The following is a 22841-nucleotide window of genomic DNA, read 5'->3' on the forward strand; positions in this document are numbered from 1 at the left end:
GTTGCCGCCGTCGACGCGTCATCAGATCGCAAGCACCGCCGCCCCTCCCGCAAGCCCCGCGCCGGCCGCCGTCAGCAACAGCTTTTCGCCGGCGATGAAGGGTTTTTCTCGATGCGCCAGCGATAGCGACAGCGGGATGGTCGCGGCCGACGAATTGCCGTAGTCCGAGATCGTGCGCACCGTTTTCGACGGCGCGATGCCGAGTCGGTCGCAGACGGCGTCGAAGATACGGGCATTGGCCTGGTGCGGCACGAAGCGGCTGATGTCCGGGGCCACGCAGCCGGCGGCGTCCATGGCGTTCACGGCACAGGCCGTCATCATCTCCACCGCCTGCGCGAACATCTCGCGCCCGTCACGCATCGTCATCAGCAGATCCTCGGGCCTGGTGTCGGCAGAAAACGGCCTGTTGCTGCCGCCGGCGGCAATCGAGATCAGATCGTAGCGGCTGCCATCGGCGGCAAGGTCGACGCCGAACAGGCCTGTCTGCGGATCATCGGAGGGCGCGACGACGACGGCGCCGGCGGCATCGGCAAAGAGCACGGCGCTCGCCCGCTCGGCCGGATTGATCCGGCGGCTCAAGATGTTGGCCGCCACCACCAGCACCGGCTTTCCCTGCGACCGCACGAAACCGTCGGCGAGCGTCAAGGCGTAAACGAAGCCTGAACAGGCGCCGGCAAGGTCGATCGCACCGGCGTTGGAAAGACCGAGACGATGGGCGAGCAGGGGTGCGGAAGGCGGTAGCAGATGATCGGGCGTCGAGGTCGCAAGCAGGACCAGGGCGATATCGCCGGGCGGGGTGCGGGCATCGTCGAGCGCCATTGCGCCCGCCTTTGCTGCAAGCCCCGACAGCGTGTCGCCGGGCGCGGCCCAGCGCCGCTCGCGAATGCCGGTGCGGCGCTCGATCCAGCCGGGCTCAAGCCCCAGCGTCGTCTCGATTTCGTCGTTGGCGACACGCCGCTCCGGTGCGGCATGGCCGAAACCGACGATCCGGGAGGAGCGAACAGGCCTCATAGCTGCCCTGCCCCGAAGAGCGACGCCGCCTCGTCGATCGCGTCATAGGCCCGCCCAAGATCGTCGTCGGTGACGCAGTAGGGCGGCATCAGGTAGATGACGTTGCCGAGCGGACGGATCAGCAAACCACGCTTGCGGAAAAACGCCCTGAGCTGCGGGCCGACCTCGGCGAGATAGCCGCCGGACGGCACCGTGAGGTCGAGAGCTGTTATGGTGCCGAGCTGGCGCATGCCGCCGAAGCGAGGATCATCGGCAAACCGCTCGATCTGCTGGTGCTGCCGCTCCGTCAGCGTGTCGATCCGCTGCCGCACCGGCTCCTGTTTCCAGACGCCAAGATTGGCAAGTGCCGCGGCACAGGCGATCGGGTTGGCGGTGTAGGAACTCGAATGGAAGAACGTCTTGCGCCGGTCGGACGAAAGATGCGCCTCGAAGATTTCCGAGGTGCACAGCGTCGCGGCCAAGGGAAGTGCACCACCGGTCAACCCCTTCGAGGTGCAGAGAATATCGGGCGTGATCCCGGCCTGTTCGCAGGCAAACAGGCTGCCCGTCCGCCCCCAACCGGTCATCACTTCGTCAGCGATCAGCAGGCTGCCATGCCGTTCGGCAATGCGCTTCAGCTCGGACAGCACGGAAGCCGGATAGGTTTTCATGCCGCCGGCGCCGAGCAGCAGAGGCTCGATCAAGAGGGCGGCAACCGCGCCGGATGCGCAGGCCGTCTCGAAGGCGTCGAGCGTTGCCTGCTCCCGACCCGGCTCCGGAAAGGGCAAGCGGTCGACGGAGAAGAGCAGCGGCGCGTAGGCGGCATTGAAGACGCCTCGTTCTCCGGTCGACATCGTGCCGATCGTGTCGCCGTGATAGCCATGCTCCAGCACGCAGATGCGGTTTCGCGGCCGGCCGCTGTTGTGGAAGAAGCCGAGCGCCATCTTCAGCGCGACTTCGACCGCGGTCGAACCGCTGTCGGAGTAGAAGACATGGGCGAGCCCGGGCGGCGCGATCTCGACCAGCCCTTGCGCCAGGTCTTCCGCCGGCGCGTGGGTGTATTCGGCGAAGATGATCTGGTCGTAGGTGTCCGTGGCCTTGCGGATCGCCTCCATGATAGCAGGATGGCGATGACCGTGGGTGATGACCCACCAGGACGAAATCGCATCGAGGATCGACACGCCATGCTCGTCGACGAGAAACGCACCCTCGGTGCCGACGATGCGGCGCATCGGCGGTTCCAGGGCATGCTGGGTGAAGGGATACCAGACCGTGGAGCTTCTCATGCCGGCACCTCCCGGAAATCGGCGATGTTGAAATTCTCGGCGAAGGCCTGCCGCAGGCGGTCCGGCGTCAGCGCTTCGAGCCGCGGCAGCCGTCCGAGCCGACGCACGGCGCCAAGCCTGGAGATGATCGCTTCGCTGTCTTCCTGCGCGTCGCCGATGAAGGCTACCCCGAGGATGGGAATGGCGCGGCGGCGCAGCGCCTCGAGCGACAACAGGGTGTGGTTGATCGTACCAAGCCCGGTGCGGGCGCAAAGGACGACCGGGATCTGCCAGAGCGCGAAGACATCCGCAAAGACCGTGCGCTCCGTCAGCGGCACCAGCAGCCCGCCCGCGCCTTCGATCACCAGAGGTCGATCCACCGCGGGCGGCAAAAGACCTTCGGGCCGGAGCGTGACGCCGTCGATCCGTGCCGACAGGTGCGGCGAGGCCGGCGTCGCCAGCCTGTAGGCTTCGGGCAGGATACGATCAGAGGGCAGCCGGCCGAGCCGGCCGACGGTTTCGCTGTCGGTTTCTTCGTCGAGGCCCGATTGCACAGGCTTCCAGTAGCAGCCGTCGAGCGCATCGGTAAGCGCCGCGGAAAAGATGGTCTTGCCGATGCCGGTATCGGTACCGGTGACCACGAGACGGGTTTTCATGGCCGCTCCTCCGCGATCGCGATCTTCAGGCGCTGGAGCATCTGCCCAATCGCCGCCCGGTCGACATTGAGCGTGATCGCGACCCGAAGGCGCGCGGTGCCTTCCGGCACCGTCGGCGGCCGGATCGCCCTGATATCGTAGCCCTCGGTTCGCATGCGTGCGGCAATGCGGACCGCACGGCCGTTGTCGCCAATCGGGATGGGGAGTATCTGCGAGCCGCTGCCTTCGATGCCAAGCACCTCGACCAGCGCCCGGTTGGCAAAGGCTCTTAGGTCTTCGAACGCGGCGCGGCGCTCCGGTTCGTCGACGAGCGCGGCGAGCGCTTCGCGCACGGCGGCGGCGGCCAGCGGTGAAGGCGCGGTCGAGTAGATGAAGTTGCGGGCGCGGTTGACGAGATAGTCGCAGAGGACGGCGCTTGCTCCGACAAGCGCGCCGGAAACACCGAGCGCCTTGCCGCAAGTGTGCAGCACGACCACATTCCCCCGGCCTTCCAGTTCCGCCGCCAGCCCGCGGCCATCCGGTCCGAAGACGCCGGTCGCATGCGCCTCGTCGATGACGAGAAAGCCGTCATGGTGCGCGGCAAGCGCTAAGAGGTCGGCGAGCGGGGCACGATCGCCGTCCATCGAATAGAGGCTTTCGACGGCAATCCACGGATGCCCCATGCCGCCGGCACGACGCCATTGGCCGATGGCGTCGGCAAAGGCGTCGACATCGTTATGGGCTGCCGCTACCGCCGGGGCCTTGCTCGCGGCGATACCGTCATGGGCGCTCGCATGGATCAGGGCATCGTGCACAACGATGTCGTCGCGCTGCGGCAGCGTCGAAAACAACGCGGCGTTTGCGGCATAGCCGCTGCCGAAGAAGAGCGTCCGCTCCACGCCGAAGAAGGCGGCAGCTTCGGCCTCCAGCGCCTCGTGCTCCCCGTGGTTGCCGCGCAAGAGCCGCGAGCCGCCGGAGCCGACCGACACGCCGCGTGCGATTGCCGCCGTCATCGCCGCCTTCAGCCTTGGCGAGGCGGCGAGCGCCAGATAGTCGTTGGAGGTAAAGTCGATGCCGCAGGCGGAGACGAGCGCGCGGCGGCGCCCCTTGCGTTCGAGGCCATCGAGAGTCTTCTCGTAGCGCGCGACGAGACCCGTGGTCATTCGGCCGCGTCCTGCCTTGCCGTTGGGGCCATCGGCCTTAGACCCAGGCGCCGGAAGAGCGCCGCGTCGTGGTCCTCGCCCGGATTGTCGGCGGTCAGCAAGGTTTCGCCGACGAAGATCGAATTGGCGCCGGCAAAGAAACAGAGCGCCTGCGTCTCGTCGCTCATGTCCGTCCGTCCGGCCGAAAGGCGGACATGCGATTGCGGCATCAGGATGCGGGCAAGGGCGATGGTGCGGACGAAATCGATCGGATCGACCGGCGCGGCATCGGCAAGCTTCGAGCCCGGAATCGGGATCAGCATGTTGATCGGCACGCTTTCCGGAGGCACCGGCAGGTTGGCGAGCGTCACCAGCATCGAGATCCGGTCGTCGGCGGCCTCGCCCATGCCGAGGATGCCGCCGGCGCAGACCTTGATGCCGGCGTCGCGGACATTGGCGAGCGTCTCCAGCCGGTCGGCAAAGCTACGGGTGGTGATGATCTCGCCGTAGAAGCGCTCGGACGTATCGATATTGTGGTTGTAGTAGTCGAGCCCGGCTTCGGCGAGCCGCGCGGATTGGGCGGGCGTCAGCATGCCGAGCGTCATGCAGGTTTCCATGCCGAGCGCCCGCACACCGCTGACCATCGCGACGATCGCCTCCATGTCGCGATCCTTCGGGCTGCGCCAGGCGGCGCCCATGCAATATCGGGTCGCGCCGCCATCGCGCGCCTTGCGTGCCTCGGCAAGCACACGCTCGACCTCCATCAGCTTCGATGCCTTGAGGCCGGTCTGGTAGTGGGCGGACTGGCTGCAGTAACCGCAGTCCTCGGCGCAGCCTCCGGTCTTGATCGAAAGCAGCCGGCTCATCTGGATGGCGTTGGGATCGAACTGCGCGCGATGGACCGTGTGTGCGCGGTAGAGCAAGTCATTAAACGGCGAATTATAGATTTTTTCCGCTTCCGCTTGCGTCCAGCGGGATTCGGCAGCGTCGCCCGGGGTAAAATTAGCACTTGTCGATAGGCTTCCGTCCAGCATTTCGGCTCGTCCTCCAGGTCATTGCAAACGCGAAATAGATAGAATCTGGTATTATCTATAATTTTATCGACCAGCAAAGTTCGCAAGCACCCAGATGGAGAGTTTCCGTCAGTGCATAATCTTATGGTTGTATTTTTGACTGAGAACGAATCTGGAAACCGCCGAGACGGGGACAAGAATCAGCAATCAATCGGTCGCATCTCCCATTCCGAAATCGGGCGGACTGCACCCGAGAAATAAGGACGAGCGCGGGCTTCTCCGGTATTTTTCGACCCGCTCTGCCCGGCTGACCCGCCTCCTCCCATCACGTCGCGAACGCTTCCGCTTTCTCGTCGCAAAATTATAGATAATTTTTCAACTGCTGAGATCACAACGAGCACGAACGCTGGCTCTTGACAAAAAGCGCCCCGAGCGGTCAGCTTGGCGCATTCACCAGGGGTGTCCCGGCAAGGGGCTGAGATTCTGCTATGCGGTCTACGCGGCGCAGTGACCCGTTGAACCTGATCCAGTTCATACTGGCGTAGGGACGGTGCAGACATCGCTGCCGCAATCGTCGCGATTCACGCGACCAACCGATCGGCAAGGCGTCTTTCCCCTCCCCTTCGCTCGTGAACTGGGTCTCCACCATCGGAGCCTCGGCATGCACACCGCCAACACCATCCCGCTTTCCTCAGGACGACGTCCCGCCGACGCCGCGCGGGCGCACTGAGCCGTGCGGGTCCTCGTCAAAGGTGCCGGCGTCGCAGGGCTCTGCCTGGCGCATGAACTCAGCGCCCGCGGCGCCGCGGTGACGCTTGTCGAGCGAGAGCCGGGCTTTGCCGGCGCTGTCTCCTGGTTTGCCGGCGGCATGCTGGCGCCCTGGTGCGAGCGCGAAAGCGCCGAGGAAGCGGTGCTGACGAAGGGCGTCAGCGCCATCGACTGGTGGGACGACGCCCTGCCAGGGGAGGTCTCCCGCAACGGCACGCTGGTCGTCGCGCCGCCGCGGGACGCTGGCGAGCTCAAACGCTTCGCCTCGCGCACGTCCGGCTACGAATGGCTCGACGCTGCGGCGATCGCCCGGCTGGAGCCGGCGCTTGCCGGGCGCTTCCGCGAGGCGCTGTTCTTTCCGGGCGAGGCGCATCTCGACCCGCGCCGGGCGCTTAGCCAGCTACGGCAAAAGCTTGTGGAACGCGGCGTCGTCTTCCTCAGCCTGGCGGATAGCGCCGGCGAACACGATCTCGTCGTCGACTGCACCGGTGCGGCCCGCATCGGCGCAACGCCCGGCCTGCGTGGCGTTCGGGGCGAAATGCTCTATCTGCGGACGGACGAGGTGGAACTGTCGCGGCCGGTCAGGCTCATTCACCCGCGCATCCCGCTCTACATCGTGCCGCGCGGCGACGGGCTTTTCATGTGCGGGGCGACGATGATCGAAACGGACGATGGCGGCCCGATCACCGCCCGCTCGCTCATGGAACTGCTGAACGCCGCCTATGCGCTGCATCCGGCCTTCGGCGAAGCACGCCTGGTCGAAACCGGCGCCGGCGTCCGCCCGGCCTTTGCCAACAACCTGCCGCGCGTCACGCGCGCCGGGCAATCCATCGCGATCAACGGACTTTACCGCCATGGCTTCCTGCTTTCGCCAGCCCTGGCGGCGGAAGCAGCCGAGCTGGCCGTTACGCAGGACCTGAAGGGAGACGCTGCATGAGACTGACCGTCAATGGCGAGGACCACGACCTCGCCGTCGCAACCCTCGCCGAGCTTCTGGCCACCCTCGACTACGAAGGCGACTGGCTCGCCACCGCCGTCAACGGCGAGCTGGTGCACCGGGCCGACCGCTCGGATCATGCGCTGAGCGATCGGGACCGGATCGAAATTCTCTCGCCGATGAAAGGAGGCTGAGACATGCTGACGCTTTATGGACAGGAACTGCGCTCGCGGCTGCTTCTCGGCACCGCCCGCTACCCCTCCCCCGCCGTGCTGGAAGACGCGGTGCAATCCTCGGGCACCGAGATCGTCACGGTCTCGCTCCGGCGCGAAACCGCCGGGGGCCGCCAGGGTGGCGCCTTCTTCGAGCTGGTCCGGGCGCTCGGCGTGCACGTGCTGCCGAACACCGCCGGCTGCCACTCGGTGTCGGAGGCGGTGCTGACGGCCAAGATGGCGCGTGAGGTGTTCGGCACCAACTGGCTCAAGCTCGAAGTGATCGGCCATCACGACACGCTGCAGCCCGACGTCTTCGGACTGGTCGAGGCGGCACGCATCCTGTCGGCCGAAGGTTTTGAGGTCTTCCCCTACACCACCGATGATCTGGTCGTTGCCGAACGGCTCCTTGAGGCCGGCTGCAAGGTGCTGATGCCCTGGTGCGCGCCGATCGGCAGCGCCATGGGTCCGCAGAATATCCCGGCGCTCCGCGCAATACGGGCGAATTTTCCCGACGTGCCGCTGATCGTCGATGCCGGCATCGGCCGCCCGTCGCACGCGACGACCGTGATGGAACTCGGCTTCGATGCGGTCCTGCTCAACACCGCCGTCGCCGGCGCCGCCAGACCGGCGCTCATGGCCTCGGCTTTTGCGCAGGCGATCGATGCCGGCCGGCAAGCCTTCGAGGCGGGCATGCTCGAACCGCGCGACTTTGCCGTGCCCTCCACCCCCGTCATCGGAAAGGCGGTGTTTGCATGAAACTCGATCCCTTCTACCTCGTCGTCGACAGCGCCATCTGGGTCGAGCGACTGGTGCCGCTCGGCGTGAAACTGGTCCAGCTTCGCGTCAAGGATCGCGCGGAAGCGGAGCTTCGCCGCGAAATTCGCGCCGCCAAGGCGGTTTGCGACGACCAGGGCTGCCAACTCGTCGTCAACGATTACTGGCAACTGGCGATCGAGGAAGGCTGCGATTTCGTCCATCTCGGCCAGGAGGATCTTGCGGACGCCGATGTCGTGGCGATCCGCGCCGCCGGCCTGAAGCTCGGCCTCAGCACCCATGACGAGACGGAACTGGAAACGGCGCTCGCAGCCGACCCCGATTATGTCGCGCTCGGACCGATCTACCCGACCATCCTCAAGGCGATGAAGTGGGCGCCGCAGGGCTTGCCGCGTCTTGCCGCCTGGCGGAAGCGTGTCGGGTCGCTGCCGCTGGTCGCCATCGGCGGTCTCAACGTCGAGCGCATCTCAGGCGTCTTCGAGCATGGCGCCGATAGCGCCGCCGTCGTCACCGACATCACCCGCAACGCCGACCCGGAAGGCCGGACCCGCGAATGGATCGCCAGGACCGCGCCCTGGCGATGAGATCCGCGGTCAGGCGATCTCCAGCTGCGAAAGCCAGGAGACATCCATGCCGCGCCTGCGGCAATAGGCGGCGAGCCTTTGGCGGGTCGGTCCCGGCCGGTCGAGGCCGAGATAGCGGGAGGCGTTCTTCCAGAAGATGTTCTGCTGTTTTTCCGCAGAGATACCGGCCTCCGTCAGTTGCTTGGCGATCTTCGGGACATAGGCGTTGTAGTCTTTCTCGAGCGCCATCATCGACCAGTCGGTGCCGAACATCAGATGACGGGCGTCCTGGTCATAATCCTCGAGCCATTTGTCGAGCAGCGCGCGGATCTTTTCGTGCAGCCCGGGCGTATTGTCGGTGACGAGTTCGCTCAGGTAGCTCAGGTCCGCAAACAGGTTCGGGCGCCGCCCGTGATCGATCGTCTCGCCGATGATGTCCTCCCAGGTCGGCGGACCGGAGAACTTGTCGGCGGAGCAAGACACCATCACCCCCGTCGGCGCCCCCGGGCGAATGACTTCATCGAAGGCGCCGAAATGCGCCAAGTTGATCCGCAAGTCGTTATAGCGGTTGGTGTCGAGCAGCTTCTTCCAATAGGCGGGGCTAGCCAGATTGCCGTAGCCGCAACCGGCGCCGATGCTGTTTTCCGCATGCGCCATGATCGGCACGCTGTTGTCGCGACACCAGTCGTAGAGGCGCTTCAGCGCCGCGTCGATCGCCGGATCCGCGTTGCCCCACGCCTTGAAGCCCATCGGCGGGTAGACCTTCACACCGATAAAGCCCTTTTCCATGATCGCGTAGCGGACGTTTTCCAGCGATGACCCGCGTTTCTGCGCCTCGCGATGCGGATCGAACCCGACAAAGCTGTGCATGTGGATGCCATGTCGCTTCATCACCAGTTGCTGGATCTCGTCCATCACATCGATCTGCTCGCGTTGCGGCGATGCCCTGCCGCCGATCGATTTCTCGAAATCGAGGATGCTCGGCGTGATCATTGAGAACTGGCATTTCGACGCGAAGATCCGCGCATAGGTTTCCGCGAGGTTTTCCCGGTAGTCCTGCATTAGCCGCACGAAGGAGAGGTAGTTGCCGATCTGGTCGTGAGCCTTGGCGGCCGACGCCAGGGCATCCACATCCTCCTCGGCGACGCTGCCGGAGCGGCGCTGCAGCCCCTGAGGCAGGCCGGCGGTGCCGCCGATCTGTTCCAGCAAGCCCTGATGGTCGGGCGTTTCGGCGCCGCTTCGGGCCGTCAATGTCGCGCGCTGTTCGCTCGCGCGCGCAACGAGCTGCCTGACCGCGACGCGCAACTGCTCGTCCTTCTGTCGCTCGAACTCCGCGTCGGAGGGGCGCGGCAACCGTTTCTTGAGAATGGCGGCCTCGGCCTTGGCCTTGGGCGCGACGTCGCCAAGGGCCGTAACGAGGAACACCACCAGGGCATTTTCCAGGCGCTTCGACTGCCGCGGATCGGCGGACAGCCTGGCTTCCGGCAGCTTTTCCCGCAGCGCCACATAGCGCACCAGCCCTTCCACCGGCACATCGGCCGCATTGAAGAAGTGGCAGTGAACGTCGACGATCGGGTAGGGAAGCTGGCAGGCGGCCGCCGGAGGCCAGTCGTGCCTGCAACCGGAAAGCACACTCGCCATCGCGCCTGCCGAGAACAGCCGCAAGACATCGCGGCGTGTCACGGCGGCGACCGCACCAGCCCAGTCGACCCCCATCGTCCCCTCCTGTTGCGAGACCCCCTCGAACAATCGGGCAAACATTACTCCGTTCGCGAGCGGCGTGAAACAGATATTTACTTGCCCGTTACTGGAAACCGGCAGCTAAAAACGGATCTCTTTCAGTTCGGAAGCCCCGGGGTTTACTCTAAGATCCTGAATGAAATTCGCGTGGCTGGCGGCGCGGGCAACTATGCATTCTAAAACTATCTGTCGGAACTCTGAAAGACTGGCCCTCCGCCACTGACCGGCGGCAAACGGTCGGCTGGACGCAACTCACAACCGAGCTCAGGCGATCGCGAGTGCCGAAAGCCAGTCCGTGCCCAGTTCGTATTCTTTGCAATAGGCGGTGATCCGGTCGCGCGTGGGGCCCGGACGGTCCAGGCCGAGGAAGCGGGAAGCGTTACGCCAGAGAATATTCTGCCGGTGGTTATCGCTGACACCGGCCTGGGCGAGCCCGTCGACCATCCGCGGCACGTAGTTGTTGTAGTTCCTCTCTCGCGACATCATCGACCAGTCGGTGCCGAACATCAGGTGACGGGCGTCGGGATCATAGGCGCGAAGCCACGCGTTCAGCCGCTTCCTGATATCATAGTGCAAGCCAGTACTTGTGGTACTGACCAGTTCGCTCAGGTAACTCAGATCCGCATAGAGATTTAGCCGACGATCATCATGGATCGTCTCTCCGATGATCTGTTCCCAGCTTGGTGGTCCAGAGAACTTGTCTTGTATGCAGTTGACCAGCACGCCTGTCTCTTCACCCTGGCGCCGGTTCTCGTCAAAACCGCCAAAATGCGCCAGATTCATCCTCAGATTTTTGTAGCGGTCAAACTTGAGCAGCTCTCGCCAATGTTGCGGGCTTGCGAGGTTGCCGTTGCCACACCGCGCGCCAAGGCTGTTTTCCGCGTGTGCCATGATCGGTACGTCGTTTTCACAGCACCACTTGTAGAGCCTCTTCAGAGCCGCATCGATCCCCGACCTGGTATTGCCAATCGCCATGAAGCCCATCGGCGGGTAGAGTTTGACCCCGATGAACCCCTTGCACATGATTGCATACTTGACATTCTTCAGAGAGGAGCCGGGGTCCCACGCCTCCCGAAGCGGATCGAAGCTGACGAAGCTGTGCATGTGGACGCCATGTTCCTTGGCCACGACCTGCTGCATCTCATGCATGACGTTGATCTGGTCGCGTTGCGGCGAAGCCTTTCCCGGGATCCATTTGTCGAAATCCAGAATGCTCGGGGTGATCAGCGACAGCGCGCTGCATTGGGATCTGTAAATCCGCAGATAACTTTCCGCGAGATCTTTCCGGTAGTCCTGCATTAACTGCACGAACCTGACATAGACGCCGATAATGTCGTGGTTTTTGGCGGCTTCGACGATCGCATCGATATCCTCGTCGCTCGCGCCGCCCAAACCCTTTTGAAAGTTGCGTGGCAGGTTGGCGTGGTCCGCAAGCTCGCTCAAAAGGAGTTCGAAATCAGACCGATCAGCAGTGCTAGGTTGCAAGAATTCGCTTGCCGAACGTTCCCCGTTGGCAAGCTCAATGAGGACCTCCATAGCCTTGTACAACTGCTCGTCCCGGCGCCGCGCGAGTTCAGCCTCTGAGAAACGGCGCGCACGCTTGCGAAGAACAGCAAGCTCGTCCTTCGCTTCCGGCGCGACATCCGCGAGCGCAACCACGAGGACGACGGCCAAGCCCTTTATCAGCTTCGATGTTTTCTTGTCCGGCGCGCCTTCCCGTAACGCCAAATAGCGCACTACGCCCGCAACTGGCACGTCGGCGGCGTTGAAGAAGTGGCAATGAACGTCGATAATGGGATAGGGCACCTCACACTTTCCAGGCGGCGGCCAGTCGTGTCGACACCCGGAAAGCACATTCGCCATCATGCCAGCCGAGAACAGCCGCAAGACATCGCGGCGCGTCACGGCGGCGACCGGATCAGCCCAGTCGTCCCCCATCGTCCCCTCCTGTTGCGAGACCCCCTCGAACAATCGGGCAAACATTACTCCGTTCGCAAACGGCGTGAAACAGATATTTACTTGCCCGTTACTGGTACCCTTAGGTCAACACGGGCGGCCTTTAAGTGGGAAGGGAGGCATGTTACTCTAAAATCTTGGGGAGAATTTTGCGTGGTAGGTGGCGCCGGCAAGAATGAATTCCAACGTTACCTGTCGGGAGCCCTGGTTCGCTGGTCTTCCCCGGCGGCGACGGATTCGGCTGGCCCGACGCGGGAAGACTTTCCCGGCGCATTGCTGTTTGCCGACATCTCCGGCTTTACCCGCCTGACCGCCAAATGGTCCGAGAGCGACCGCGCCGCCGGCGCCGAGCGGGTGAGCCAGCTCTTGAACGGCTACATGGGCCCGCTCGTCCGGCATATCGAGGAACATGGCGGCACCGTCTTGAGCTTTGCCGGCGACAGCCTGCTGGCCGGCTGGCAGGCCGCCTCCGCCGACGAGCTGGAACAGGCCGCCTGGCGCAGCTGCTACTGCGCCGGCCGCATCCGCGAAGAGATCGGCGGACCGGGCGGGCCGGAAGACGCACTGCAGCTGCGCATCGCCGTCGGCGTCGGCACGATCACGCTGCTGCATCTCGTACCCCGCGTCGACCAGCGCTGGCTGATCGTCGGCGGCGATTGCCTGGCGCAGGCGGACCATTGCGGCCTCTTGAGCGATGCCGGCGAAATTCTCGTCTCCGACGCCGTTTGGCGGCTGATCGGCAAGCGGGCGACGGGCGGGCCCGGCCGGGAGGGAACCGCCCGGCTCGACCGCATCGACCCCTATTCGACCGCGGCCACGCCGCACCGTGCCCTTTCGGGCACCGCCAGCAACCAGCAATTTGGACGACTTGAAGCCTACCTGCCGCTCTCGTTGCGCGGCCGCCTCCTGTCACCGCTTTCGCAGTGGCTTGCCGATCTCAGGACCGTCACGGCCCTGTTCGTGCACATCGTCGGCCGCGATATCGAACGTGACCTCGACCGGCTGAACCAACTCGTCGCGCGCTCGATCGCAGTCGTCGGGCGCACCGGCGGAGAGGTCCTCCATACGGCGCTGCACGCAAATGGTCTGGAAATCTTCGCCGTCTTCGGCCTGCCCGGTCCCAAACATGCCGACAATGCACGGCGCGCGATCGTCGCGGCGCTGCGCCTTGCAGGCGAGCTCGACGACCCCGATATCGGCCTTTCGGTCGGCATCTCGACCGGCGAGAGCTTCTGCGGCGCGCTGGGCGCCAGCCATCGCGCGGACTACACGGTGGTGGGCGCCGCGGTGAACATGGCCGCGCGCCTGGCAAGCGTCGCCGCAGGACGCATCCTCGTCGACCAGGCGACAGCAAGGGAGACGGCCGGCCAGATCGCCTTCTCCGGACCGTGGTCGCTCGCCATCCCCGGCGTACGCGGCGGCGTGTCGGCCTTCGCACCGATTGCCGAGACGGTCGCGACGATCGACACCAAGTCTCCCATCCTCCTCAACCGTGCGGCCGAAATGACCGCCCTTTCCGCCTATCTGGAGGGTGCGTACAGGGGGCAATCCGGGGTGATGATCGTCAGGGGCGATTCCGGCGTCGGGAAGTCGGCGCTCCTGCGCGCCTTCGTCGAGGGCCGCCGCGACCGCGGCAGCCGTGTTCTCGTCGGCAATGCCGATGACATCGAGAGCGACGTGCCCTATTTCGCCTGGCGCGGGGTCATCCGCGACCTGCTCGGCATCGGCGACCTGCGCGGCGCCGATGCTGCGGATCAGGTGGAGCTTTTCTTTGCGCAAAGACCGGAGCTTGCTCCGCTCGCGCCGTTGCTCAACGACGCCATCAACCTCACCTTGGCCGATACGCCCGAGACCCGGGCCATGTCCGGCGACGGGCGCTCCCATCGGTTGCGCGAGTTGCTGAGCGAACTCATGATCGGCGACCTCGCCGAGGGACAGGGCTTTGTCGTGCTGGAAGACGTGCACTGGCTCGACGAGGCGTCGGGCCAGTTGCTCGGGCGGCTGGTCTCTGGAACGACACCGGTGCCGGTGGTGGTATCGACCCGCACGGCCCGAACGCAGGAAGACCTCACACGGTGGACCGGCCTGCACCACAATGGCGCCCAGACGCTCGACCTGCTGCCGCTCGATTTCGACGGCACGATCGCACTCGTTCGCGCCTCGATCGGCAGCAACTCACCTGCCGACGGCTTCGGCGAGGCGGTCTATGCGCAGTCGGCCGGAAACCCGCTCTTGATCTGCGAAATCTGCCGGATGATCGGCGAGCGCCGGCTGCCGAAAGGCGCCGAGCCGCCCGCCCCCGTCTCGCTGCTCTCCGAGCCCCACTCGAACGATGCGACCTTGCTCAACACCGCCAAGGTTACCGTGATCGCCCGGACCGACCAGCTTCCGGCGGAACTCCAGGTCCTGTTGAAGATCGCAAGCGCCATGGGCGCGACCTTCTCCGTCGCCGAACTCGCCGCGCTGCCGCCGATCAGGAAGACGGCGCTCGACATCGAGGCAAGCATCGCCCGGCTGCAGGAGGCCCATCTGATCAAGCCCGCCGACGATCGACCCGGTCGATACATGTTCAGCCATGCCGTCATCCGCCAGGCGATCTACGAAAGCCTGCTGTCCGAACAGCGCCATGAAGCGCATCGCGCGATCGCCCAGGCGATCGAGGAAGGCGGGCAACCGGATAATGCCGAGAACCTGCCGCGTCTCCTCAGTCACTGGGAGCGCGCCGGCGACGCCGCGCGGGCCTTCAACTATCTGGATCGCGTTGCCGAGCTGCGCCTGCGCCAGTTCGACAACGCCGCCGTCGTCGACCTGATCGAACGCTTCTTCAAGGCGGCACGCGAGCTCTCGATCACCCTCGCACCCGCCAGACGGGCCGCCGCCTGTTTCCTGCTCGGCGAGGCGAGCCTCAATCTCGGCCGCGCCGAGGCGGCCCGGCACGCCTATGAGGAGGGCTTGCGGCTTTCCGGCATGCCGTTGCCGCGCACCTCTACGGGCCTGGCGCTGCATCTCGTGCTCGATCTCGCCGAACAGGTGTGGCGCCGCACCACGCACCGCGACGCGGATTGGATCCTGAAGCGCGAAATCTCGCGATCGCCATCCGATCCCTTCCTGCTTGCGGCAAAGGCGCATGAGGATCTGACGCGGATCTATTATTTCACCAGCGAGAAGCTGCGGCTGATCCACGCGACGCTTAGGGCGACGAACCTTGCGGAGCGAAACAAATACGTCTCGCCGACGACCGCCGCCAATTATGCCAGCCTCGGCGCCATATGCGGCGTAATCCCGTTGCACAGCCAGGCCGAACACTACAGCCGGCTGGCTGCAGCACTTTCCGAACGCGTCGACCAGTTGGGAACGCGCGTGCGGGTCGACCTGCTGTCGGGCATGTACAAGATCGGCATCGGGCACTGGCGCGAGGGCAAGCGGGCGTTCGAGGCCGGCCTCAACAACGCCACGACGGTCGGTGACCTCCGGCGCTGGTGCGAAGTGGCCGTCGGGCTGGAGACGATTTCCGGCCCTTGGCTTTTGACCTCGGCGTTCGAAGGCATCGCACCTTGGGAGATCCTCGTTCAGCGGATCTGCGAGGAAGGCCGCAGGCGCGGCGATATGCAGGTGCTCGGGTGTGGGCTGCTCGGCCGCCTCAGGGGCCACGCCGCGCTTGGCCGGTGGAACGCGATCGACACCGATCTCGACGAACTCGAACAGATCCTGCGCGAGAAGGGAGATGGGCTGGAACTCGTCCATTCCATCGAAGGCGCGTCGCTTCTGAGCGAGGCTGCCCGCCGGCGCGGCAACACCAGCGAGGCTGCCTCCTGGCTCGAGCGCGCGCTATCCTGGTGCGAGACGCTCAATCCGGCGATGAAGACGCGGACGCTGCCGGCGCTTGCCCGTCTGTTCGATGTCGCAAGCGACCCCGACGGCGGCGACCTTTTGGCAGCGCAGCTCGTCCTTAGAAAACTCGAACGCTTCGCACGGGTCTACCCGATCGGCCGGCCGGCCGCAGCGCTCGGCGAGGCGACCCTGCACCAGCGTCGCGGGCAACAACGCCGCGCAGAACGCGTCGCCCAATATGCCTTCGCGGAAGCGATCCGGCTGGAGATGCCGGCCGTGGCGCTCGCCGTCCTGCAGCATGCTGCCGGACCGAGGGACGCCGAAGCGCGCCAGGCCTTCGAGACGATGTTTGCCCTGCGCCGGGCCACCTGGTGCGAGGTTCTTCCGCTCGGTCAAACCGACCAGGCGCCGCATGTCCAGTTTGCCAGATCCCAGGGAAGCCGCGCATGAACCGTACCAGCCCGCCCCGCATCCTGATCGTGCTTGCCCATTTCGACGAAACCCGAAATCCGAACGGCCGCCCCGACTTCATTCCGCAGGGAACCGGCCACCTGTTCCTGGCCGGGGCCTTCGCGCGCGACCGCGTCGACCTTCGCGTCTACAGCGAATTCCATGACGGTCCGCTCGTCGACGAGGCCGCCTTTGCCGAACTCGACATGCTGGTGCTGACCGGGGTGACCGCGGCCTTCGACCGGATGCGGCACCTGACGGCCTATGCCCGCACCAAGTCGCCCGGCTGCGTCGTCGTTGCCGGCGGACCGGTCGTGCGCAACCTGCCGGTTTCGAGCGCCGAGACCTTCGACTACGCCTGCGACGGCGACATCGAAGAAATGCAGTCGGTCATCGAAGAGGTCTTCGGCGCCTGGGCCCTATCCGAAACGATCCTGCCACGCTTCGACCTCGCCAACTGGCGCGGCCCGGTCAGCTACATCGAGACCAGCCGCTATTGCAATTTCAAGTGCAGCTTCTGCGCGCTGACCGCCGAGGGCCGGCGTTACCATAGCTACGACCCCAGCTATATCGAGGCACAGCTGCGCAACGCCCCGCCGAAGAAATACGTGCTCTTCATCGACAACAATTTCTACGGCAACAGCAAGGAGGTCTTTCATGCCAAGCTCGACCTCATCCGCTCGCTCTGGCGCCAGGGCCTCTTCGAAGGCTGGATCGCGCTCGTCACCGGCGACTTCTTCCGCGATCCCGCCAATCTCGACGCGGTGCGGGCGGCCGGCTGTCTCGGCCTTTTCAGCGGCGTCGAGACGCTGAACGAAGCGCAACTGAAACGCTACCAGAAAAAACAGAACCTGGTGGTGCCGCAACTGGAGGCGATCCAGACCTGTCTCAACGCCGGCGTCGCCTTCCAGTACGGAATGATGTTCGATCCGTCGTCGCAGACGATGCAGGCGATGCAGGAGGAACTCGCCTTCATCACCGGCGAAAGCCGGATGCCGTTGCCGGCGTTTCTGAGCCTGACGATCCCGCTGCTCGGCACGCCGTTGTTCGACGAATGCGTCGCGGAGGGCCGCTTCCTGCCGTCAGCGAAACTGCGCGACATGGATGGGTTCACGCTGATGACACGCCCCCTCGACGATCTCGACGACGTGGCCCTCTTTGCCCGCAAGCTGTCGCGCCTCGACGGCAACCGCGCGCGCATCCTGCGCCATTGCCTGGGATTTTATCGTAACTATCGCCACTCGCTTTCGGGACGGCAGATGATCCACCTGCTGGCCAACAGCCTGCGCCTCGCGCTCCCTTCAGTGCTGCATCGCCACGGCCTGCCGACGCGCTCGGGAAGCGACGAAAATCTCACCTATGTGACGACGTCGCAGCCGCTCGGCCCGCTCTATACGCCCGCCTTCCGCGTTGGCGAGGGTTTCCGTTCGCATTTTTCGCCGACGATGATCACCGACGCGTCTGGCGCTCTCGACCAAACCATCGCCCGAAACCTCGAATTTCGCGCCGGCGAGCGGCGAAGGGGCCTGACCGGCACCGAACATGCGCCCGGATGAGCACCTAAGGCTGTGCGTCAAAGTGCCCGCATCCCTGCAACCTCCAGTGCGTGAAGTTAGGTCGGCTTGGTAAGATTGGATTCAAACTTTTTGGGTAAGCTTCCGTTAGCTATTTCACACCTGTCGGCCGGCGATCGCCGTCGACCTTGTTTTGCGTACGGGTGCCCATGCGTCTTTCAGCTGCGACCGCGATCATCTTTGCCGGCCTCATTTCCGGCTGCTCCTCCAGTTCGAGCCTGGACACCATAGCCCCACGGCCCTCGCGCGAAACGACGAGTTCGGTCGCGATGTCGGCCGCACCGGTGCCGGCCGCCAGTGTCGGTCAGGTCGCATCGCGGGCCGCGCCGTCTCAAAACATACAGGACGCACCGCCGCAGGAAATGCTCGCCTGGGCGGGGCCGGTCCCGGAACCGGAGGCCTTCGCACCTGCGGCCAATACAACGACGACGACAACGACGCTCGCCGCGCCCGTTCCCGGCGCGCGCCCGGTCGCCTTCGTCGCGCCGGAAAATCCGGTGACGCAAGTGATGCCGCAGGGGCGCTCGCGGGTTTACGGTCACCGCTTCCGCGACGCCAAGCCGATCAACTTCGGCCGTTCCACCAATCCGCGCAAGATGGCGGTGCACGGCGTCGACGTGTCGCGCTGGCAGGGCGAAATCGACTGGGCGAAGCTGCGAACCCAAGGCGCGAACTTCGCCTTCATCAAGGCGACGGACGGCGGCGACCATCTCGACCCGATGTTCAAGAAGAACTGGCGCGCCGCCAAGGCGGCCGGCATCCGGCGCGGCGCCTATCACTTCTTCTACTGGTGCCGCACCGCCGGCGAGCAGGCGGACTGGTTCATCCGCAACGTGCCGCGCGAGCCGGGCGCGCTGCCGCCTGTGATCGACGTCGAGTACAACGGCGAATCCAGCTGCAAGCGCCGCCTGTCGGCGGAGCGCATTCGCGAAAAGATGCAGGTCTTCATGGACAAGCTGGAGGCCCATTACGGCCAGCGTCCGATCATCTACACGGCGCCGGACTTCTACGCCGACAACCTGCAGGGCGCGTTCCAGAAGTATCCGTTCTGGCTGAGGGCCGTGGCCCAGCATCCGTCCAAGGTTTATCCGAACCGCAAGTGGCTGTTCTGGCAGTATTCCGGCTCCGGCCTCTCGCATGGCGTCGACGGCAAGATCGACCTCAACGTCTTCCACGGCAGCGAAGGCCAATGGCACGACTGGCTGGAGGCGCGTGCGAACTGAGCCGACAGGCCCTCATCGCGCCCATACCAACCTGACGCCACGGCCTCTCAACTGGCGCGGGCCACTTTCGGCCCGCGATCGTTGATGCGGTCGAGGAACCGCCGATAGCCGGGATGCTCCTGCAACAGGCGCCGCCCGAGATCGGCGAGAAAATCGACGTCCTTCGGCTCGAGGCTCAGCCGGTTATGCAGGCCGAGGATCCGGCGCGCCAGCGCCGGCTCGGATAAGTCCGACAGCGCCAGCCTGACGATGTCGACATCGAGATCGCCGCAGCCGCGCTTGGCGCCGCCAAATCCGCATCGCCACTTCACCAGCTTGTTCCGCCAGGCGGGCAGATGATCGCGCAGCGCATCGAAGCTCTGAAGATTGGGGATGTTGATCATCGCATCGATGGCGGCGGCGATCGCATCGGGCGCCCTGGGGCTATCGACGGTTTCAGACAGGTCCCCGCCGATCCGGGTGGAGGCATCGACGACAGTTGCATGGCGGCTACGTCGACGTCGCGCGCTCTGCGTCCGGCGGCGCCTGCATGCGCATCGTGCTGCCGCTGGCGGCGGCCACTACGGTTTGAGAAGAACAAGCCCCGGAACCTTCCGCTGCCTGCGTTCCCCTTAAATCGGTTAGGACATGGGGGAGACGACACGAAGGTTCCGGGGCTCGACGGCAGCCTGACCGGGAGAAGAAGTCAGGCGGCCTGGACCTTTTTCGACACGCGCGCCCATTCCGGGATCCAGTCGCGATGGGCAATCAGCAGGTCGTCGACGAGCGACCAGATCTGGTCGAGGTCGAGCTCGGCCGCGGTGTGCGGATCCATCATCGCGGCGTGGTAGAGGTGCTCGCGGTTTTCGGTCACAAGCGCCTGCACCGTCAGTTCCTGGACGTTGATGTTGGTGCGGATCAGCGCCGTCAGCTGCGGCGGCAGATCGCCGATGAAGGTCGGCTGGATGCCTGAGGCATCGACCAGGCACGGAACCTCCGCGGCGCAGTTTTCCGGCAGCGAGGTGATGCAGCCGTTGTTCCTCAAGTTGCCGTAGATGACGGAGGGTTCGCCGGTCCAGACCGAATTCATGATCGAAGAGGCGTATTCGTGGCTCTCGGCCACTTCGATCTTTTCCGCTTCCTTGAAGGCGGCGGCCTGCCCCTTCCAGCGCTCGATTTGCTCGACACAGCGCTTCGGATATTCATCGAGCGGGATGCCGAACTTCTCGATCAGATCGGGACGGCCGTCCTTGATGAAATAGGGCGTGTATTCGGCGAAATGCTCAGAACTTTCGGTGACGAAGTAGCCGAGCCGCGTCAGCATCTCGTAGCGCACCTTGTTGGGGCAGCGCGGGTTCCAGTGGCTGGGCTTCGGGAAGCGGCCTTCGCGGTAGCCGCGCACCAGATCCGGATAGAGATTGCGGAAGCTGCCGTCGGCCTGTTTGTGTTCGAAGGTCAGGTAGAACGCCATGTGGTTGATGCCGGCGGCGCGGTAACGGATCTCCGACACCGGGATATCGAGATCGCGGGCCAGTTCGAAAGCCGTGCCCTGGACCGAGTGGCAGAGGCCGACCTGGCGGATCGTCGGATACTTCTGCGAGATCGCCCAAGTGTTGATCGCCATCGGGTTGACGTATTGCAACAGGATCGCATTGGGGCAGACCTCAAGCATGTTCTCGCAGATCTTCCAGAGATGCGGCACGGTGCGAAGTCCGCGCATGATACCGCCGACGCCGAGCGTATCGGCGATCGTCTGGCGCAGGCCGTATTTCTTCGGCACTTCGAAATCGGTCACCGTGCAGGGCTCGTAACCGCCGATCTGGAAAGCGACGACGACGAAATCGGCCCCTTCCAGCGCCTTCTTCTGGTTGGAATGGGTTTCGATCTTCGCCTTGACGCCGAGCGTGCGCACCAGCTTGCCGGCAACGATCTCGCTTTCGCCTAGGCGCTCAGGGTTGACGTCCATCAGCGCGATCGTCGCGGCCGACAGCGACGGCCGCTGCAGCACGTCGCCGATGATGTTCTTCATGAAGACGGTGGAGCCGGCGCCAATGAAGGTGATCTTGGGTTGTCTGGTCATGGATTGCCTCTCAATTCTAATGGTCATGCTGCCACATCGAAGGCGGCTTTCACGAGCCGTTCGGTGTAGGCGGTCTTGGGATTGGACAAAATTTCGCTCACCGGCCCTTCCTCGACGATCCTGCCATGCTGCATCACCACCACCCGGTGGCAAAGCGCGCGCACGACCTTGAGGTCATGGGAGATGAAAAGGTAGCTCAAGCCCCTCTCGTCCTGCAGCTTGCGCAGGAGTTCGATGATCTGGGCCTGGACGGAAAGGTCGAGCGCTGAGGTCGGCTCGTCGAGCAGGATGAATTCCGGTTCGAGCGCGATCGCCCGGGCAATGGCGATGCGCTGGCGCTGACCGCCGGAGAACTCGTGCGGAAAACGCGACAGGATGTTGCCGGGCATGCCGGCAGCAGCGAGCGCGTCGACCACCCGGTCGAGCCGCTCCTTGCGGTTCTCGCCGATACCATTGACGATCAGGCCCTCCTCGATGATCTGGCCGATCGACATGCGCGGATTGAGCGAGGCGAAGGGATCCTGGAAGACGATCTGGATGCGCGAGCGCAAGGGCCGCATCTGGGTCCGGTCCTTGTCATGGATCGGGATGCCGTCGAAGAAGATCTCGCCGCCATCGGGGTTGAGCAGGCGGATCAGCGCCTGGCCGAAGGTCGTCTTGCCTGAGCCGGATTCGCCCACAAGGCCGAGCGTTTCGTGCTTGCGCAGATTGAGGCTGAGCTTGTCGACCGCGACGAGTTCGGAGAACTCGGACCGGAACAGGCCGCCCTTCTTCAGCATGAAGGAGACCTTCACATCCCGCCCGTCGAGTATGATCGGCGCATTGTCGGGCAGCGGCTTGGCCGCACCCGAGGGCTCCGACGAGAGCAGCCGTTTGGTATAGATATGGAGCGGATTGGCGAAGAGCGCCGCCGTGGTGTTGTGCTCCTTCACCTCGCCATACTGCATGACATAGACGTAGTCGGAGAACTGGCGCACGACTGTCAGGTCGTGGGTGATCAGGATCACCGCCATGCCGAGCTCGCGCTGCAGGTCGCGGATGAGGTTGAGGATTTGCGCCTGGACGGTGACGTCGAGCGCCGTCGTCGGTTCGTCGGCGATCAGCACGTCCGGGTCGTTTGCGAGCGCCATGGCGATCATCACCCGCTGACGCTGACCGCCGGAGAGTTGGTGCGGATACTGGTTGATGCGGAGTTCCGGATCCGGAATTTTGACGTGACGCAGCAGTTCGAGCGCCCGTTCGGTCGCAGCGCGGCGGCTCATCCGGCGGTGCGCGCGGATCGCCTCGATGATCTGCGACCCGACCGTATAGACCGGGTTCAGCGAACTCATCGGCTCCTGGAAGATCATCGCCAGCCGGTTGCCGCGCAAACCGCGACGTTCGCGTGGGGAGAATTTGAGCACGTCTCTACCGTCATATTCGATGCGCGACTGCGGGGCGATGGTAGCGCGCTTCGACAGCAGTCCCATGACGCTGCGGGCCGTGACCGATTTGCCCGAGCCGGACTCGCCGACGATGGCGATGGTTTCGCCGCGGTAGAGCTGGAAGGACACGTCCTTTACCGCCTCCACCGTGCCGTGTTCGACCTTGAAACGAACCGCGACGTTGCGCGCGTCGATGATTGGCCGGCGGCCATCCCGTTCCGCAAGGTCCCTGCGCTCATTGGGAGCAGCCGTGAGGACGTCGATTGTCTCTGTCATGGTGCG

At 64.7% G+C, this 22841-nt stretch carries 17 protein-coding genes and 1 riboswitch; of the genes, 7 read left to right on the forward strand and 10 right to left on the reverse strand.

Annotation, left to right across the window (positions count from 1 at the left end):
- Window positions 1-21: 21 nt before the first annotated feature.
- The 5 genes from XB14_RS19335 to bioB are packed head-to-tail and all read right to left on the reverse strand — an operon-like array spanning window position 22 to window position 5066.
- A complete protein-coding gene (locus XB14_RS19335; protein WP_077963221.1) occupies window positions 22-1011 on the reverse strand; it encodes a beta-ketoacyl-ACP synthase III in 990 nt (329 codons plus the stop codon).
- Window positions 1008-2276 (reverse strand): adenosylmethionine--8-amino-7-oxononanoate transaminase, encoded by a 1269-nt coding sequence (locus tag XB14_RS19340; protein ID WP_077963222.1) that lies wholly within the window; start codon window positions 2274-2276, stop codon window positions 1008-1010. Before XB14_RS19340 ends, XB14_RS19335 begins: the two co-directional genes overlap by 4 nt.
- A complete protein-coding gene (gene bioD / locus XB14_RS19345) occupies window positions 2273-2911 on the reverse strand; it encodes a dethiobiotin synthase (RefSeq protein ID WP_077963223.1) in 639 nt (212 codons plus the stop codon). The genes XB14_RS19340 and bioD overlap by 4 nt, the downstream gene beginning before the upstream one ends.
- A complete protein-coding gene (locus XB14_RS19350; RefSeq protein ID WP_077963224.1) occupies window positions 2908-4053 on the reverse strand; it encodes an 8-amino-7-oxononanoate synthase in 1146 nt (381 codons plus the stop codon). The genes bioD and XB14_RS19350 overlap by 4 nt, the downstream gene beginning before the upstream one ends.
- Window positions 4050-5066, reverse strand: coding sequence for a biotin synthase BioB (bioB, locus tag XB14_RS19355; RefSeq protein WP_077963225.1), 1017 nt, complete (start codon window positions 5064-5066; stop codon window positions 4050-4052). Before bioB ends, XB14_RS19350 begins: the two co-directional genes overlap by 4 nt.
- A gap of 424 nt (window positions 5067-5490) precedes the next feature.
- Window positions 5491-5611, forward strand: a riboswitch (TPP riboswitch).
- Window positions 5612-5778: 167 nt separating this feature from the next.
- Between bioB and thiO the strand changes: the two genes are divergently transcribed.
- From thiO to XB14_RS19375, 4 genes are read left to right on the forward strand one after another with little or no spacing between them, the layout of a single operon-like run.
- Window positions 5779-6750, forward strand: a complete 972-nt coding sequence (gene thiO, locus XB14_RS19360; protein ID WP_077963226.1) for a glycine oxidase ThiO — start codon at window positions 5779-5781, stop codon at window positions 6748-6750.
- Window positions 6747-6944, forward strand: a complete 198-nt coding sequence (gene thiS, locus XB14_RS19365; protein WP_077963227.1) for a sulfur carrier protein ThiS — start codon at window positions 6747-6749, stop codon at window positions 6942-6944. The genes thiO and thiS overlap by 4 nt, the downstream gene beginning before the upstream one ends.
- Window positions 6945-6947: 3 nt before the next feature.
- Window positions 6948-7721 (forward strand): thiazole synthase, encoded by a 774-nt coding sequence (locus XB14_RS19370; RefSeq protein ID WP_077963228.1) that lies wholly within the window; start codon window positions 6948-6950, stop codon window positions 7719-7721.
- Window positions 7718-8323: a thiamine phosphate synthase gene (locus tag XB14_RS19375; protein WP_077963229.1), complete on the forward strand. Its 606-nt coding sequence runs from the start codon at window positions 7718-7720 to the stop codon at window positions 8321-8323. The genes XB14_RS19370 and XB14_RS19375 overlap by 4 nt, the downstream gene beginning before the upstream one ends.
- A gap of 9 nt (window positions 8324-8332) precedes the next feature.
- Here the strand turns inward: XB14_RS19375 and XB14_RS19380 are convergent, their stop codons facing one another.
- Both XB14_RS19380 and XB14_RS19385 read right to left on the reverse strand, forming a co-directional pair.
- Window positions 8333-10018 carry an amidohydrolase family protein gene (locus tag XB14_RS19380; protein ID WP_179119619.1) on the reverse strand — a complete coding sequence of 562 codons (1686 nt, stop codon included), beginning with the start codon at window positions 10016-10018 and terminating at the stop codon, window positions 8333-8335.
- A gap of 288 nt (window positions 10019-10306) precedes the next feature.
- Entirely contained in the window at window positions 10307-11980 is a 1674-nt protein-coding gene (locus XB14_RS19385; protein ID WP_179119620.1) for an amidohydrolase family protein, read from the reverse strand.
- Window positions 11981-12151: 171 nt separating this feature from the next.
- Between XB14_RS19385 and XB14_RS19390 the strand changes: the two genes are divergently transcribed.
- From XB14_RS19390 to XB14_RS19400, 3 genes are all read left to right on the forward strand, one after another.
- Window positions 12152-16279 carry an AAA family ATPase gene (locus XB14_RS19390; RefSeq protein WP_179119621.1) on the forward strand — a complete coding sequence of 1376 codons (4128 nt, stop codon included), beginning with the start codon at window positions 12152-12154 and terminating at the stop codon, window positions 16277-16279.
- Entirely contained in the window at window positions 16276-17835 is a 1560-nt protein-coding gene (locus XB14_RS19395; RefSeq protein WP_077963232.1) for a B12-binding domain-containing radical SAM protein, read from the forward strand. The genes XB14_RS19390 and XB14_RS19395 overlap by 4 nt, the downstream gene beginning before the upstream one ends.
- 167 nt (window positions 17836-18002) lie before the next feature.
- Window positions 18003-19076, forward strand: coding sequence for a GH25 family lysozyme (locus tag XB14_RS19400; RefSeq protein WP_077963233.1), 1074 nt, complete (start codon window positions 18003-18005; stop codon window positions 19074-19076).
- Between the two features lie 47 nt (window positions 19077-19123).
- Here XB14_RS19400 and XB14_RS19405 read toward each other — a convergent pair whose 3' ends face one another.
- From XB14_RS19405 to XB14_RS19415, 3 genes are all read right to left on the reverse strand, one after another.
- The gene (locus tag XB14_RS19405) at window positions 19124-19459 is read right to left on the reverse strand and encodes a hypothetical protein (protein WP_077963234.1); all 336 of its coding nucleotides are present in this window, start codon (window positions 19457-19459) and stop codon (window positions 19124-19126) included.
- 302 nt (window positions 19460-19761) lie between these two features.
- A complete protein-coding gene (locus XB14_RS19410; protein ID WP_077963235.1) occupies window positions 19762-21135 on the reverse strand; it encodes an alpha-glucosidase/alpha-galactosidase in 1374 nt (457 codons plus the stop codon).
- Window positions 21136-21158: 23 nt separating this feature from the next.
- Window positions 21159-22835: an ABC transporter ATP-binding protein gene (locus XB14_RS19415; protein ID WP_077963236.1), complete on the reverse strand. Its 1677-nt coding sequence runs from the start codon at window positions 22833-22835 to the stop codon at window positions 21159-21161.
- Window positions 22836-22841 lie beyond the last annotated feature (6 nt).

The organism is Ensifer adhaerens, from assembly GCF_002007205.1.
GTDB lineage: Bacteria > Pseudomonadota > Alphaproteobacteria > Rhizobiales > Rhizobiaceae > Ensifer > Ensifer adhaerens_D.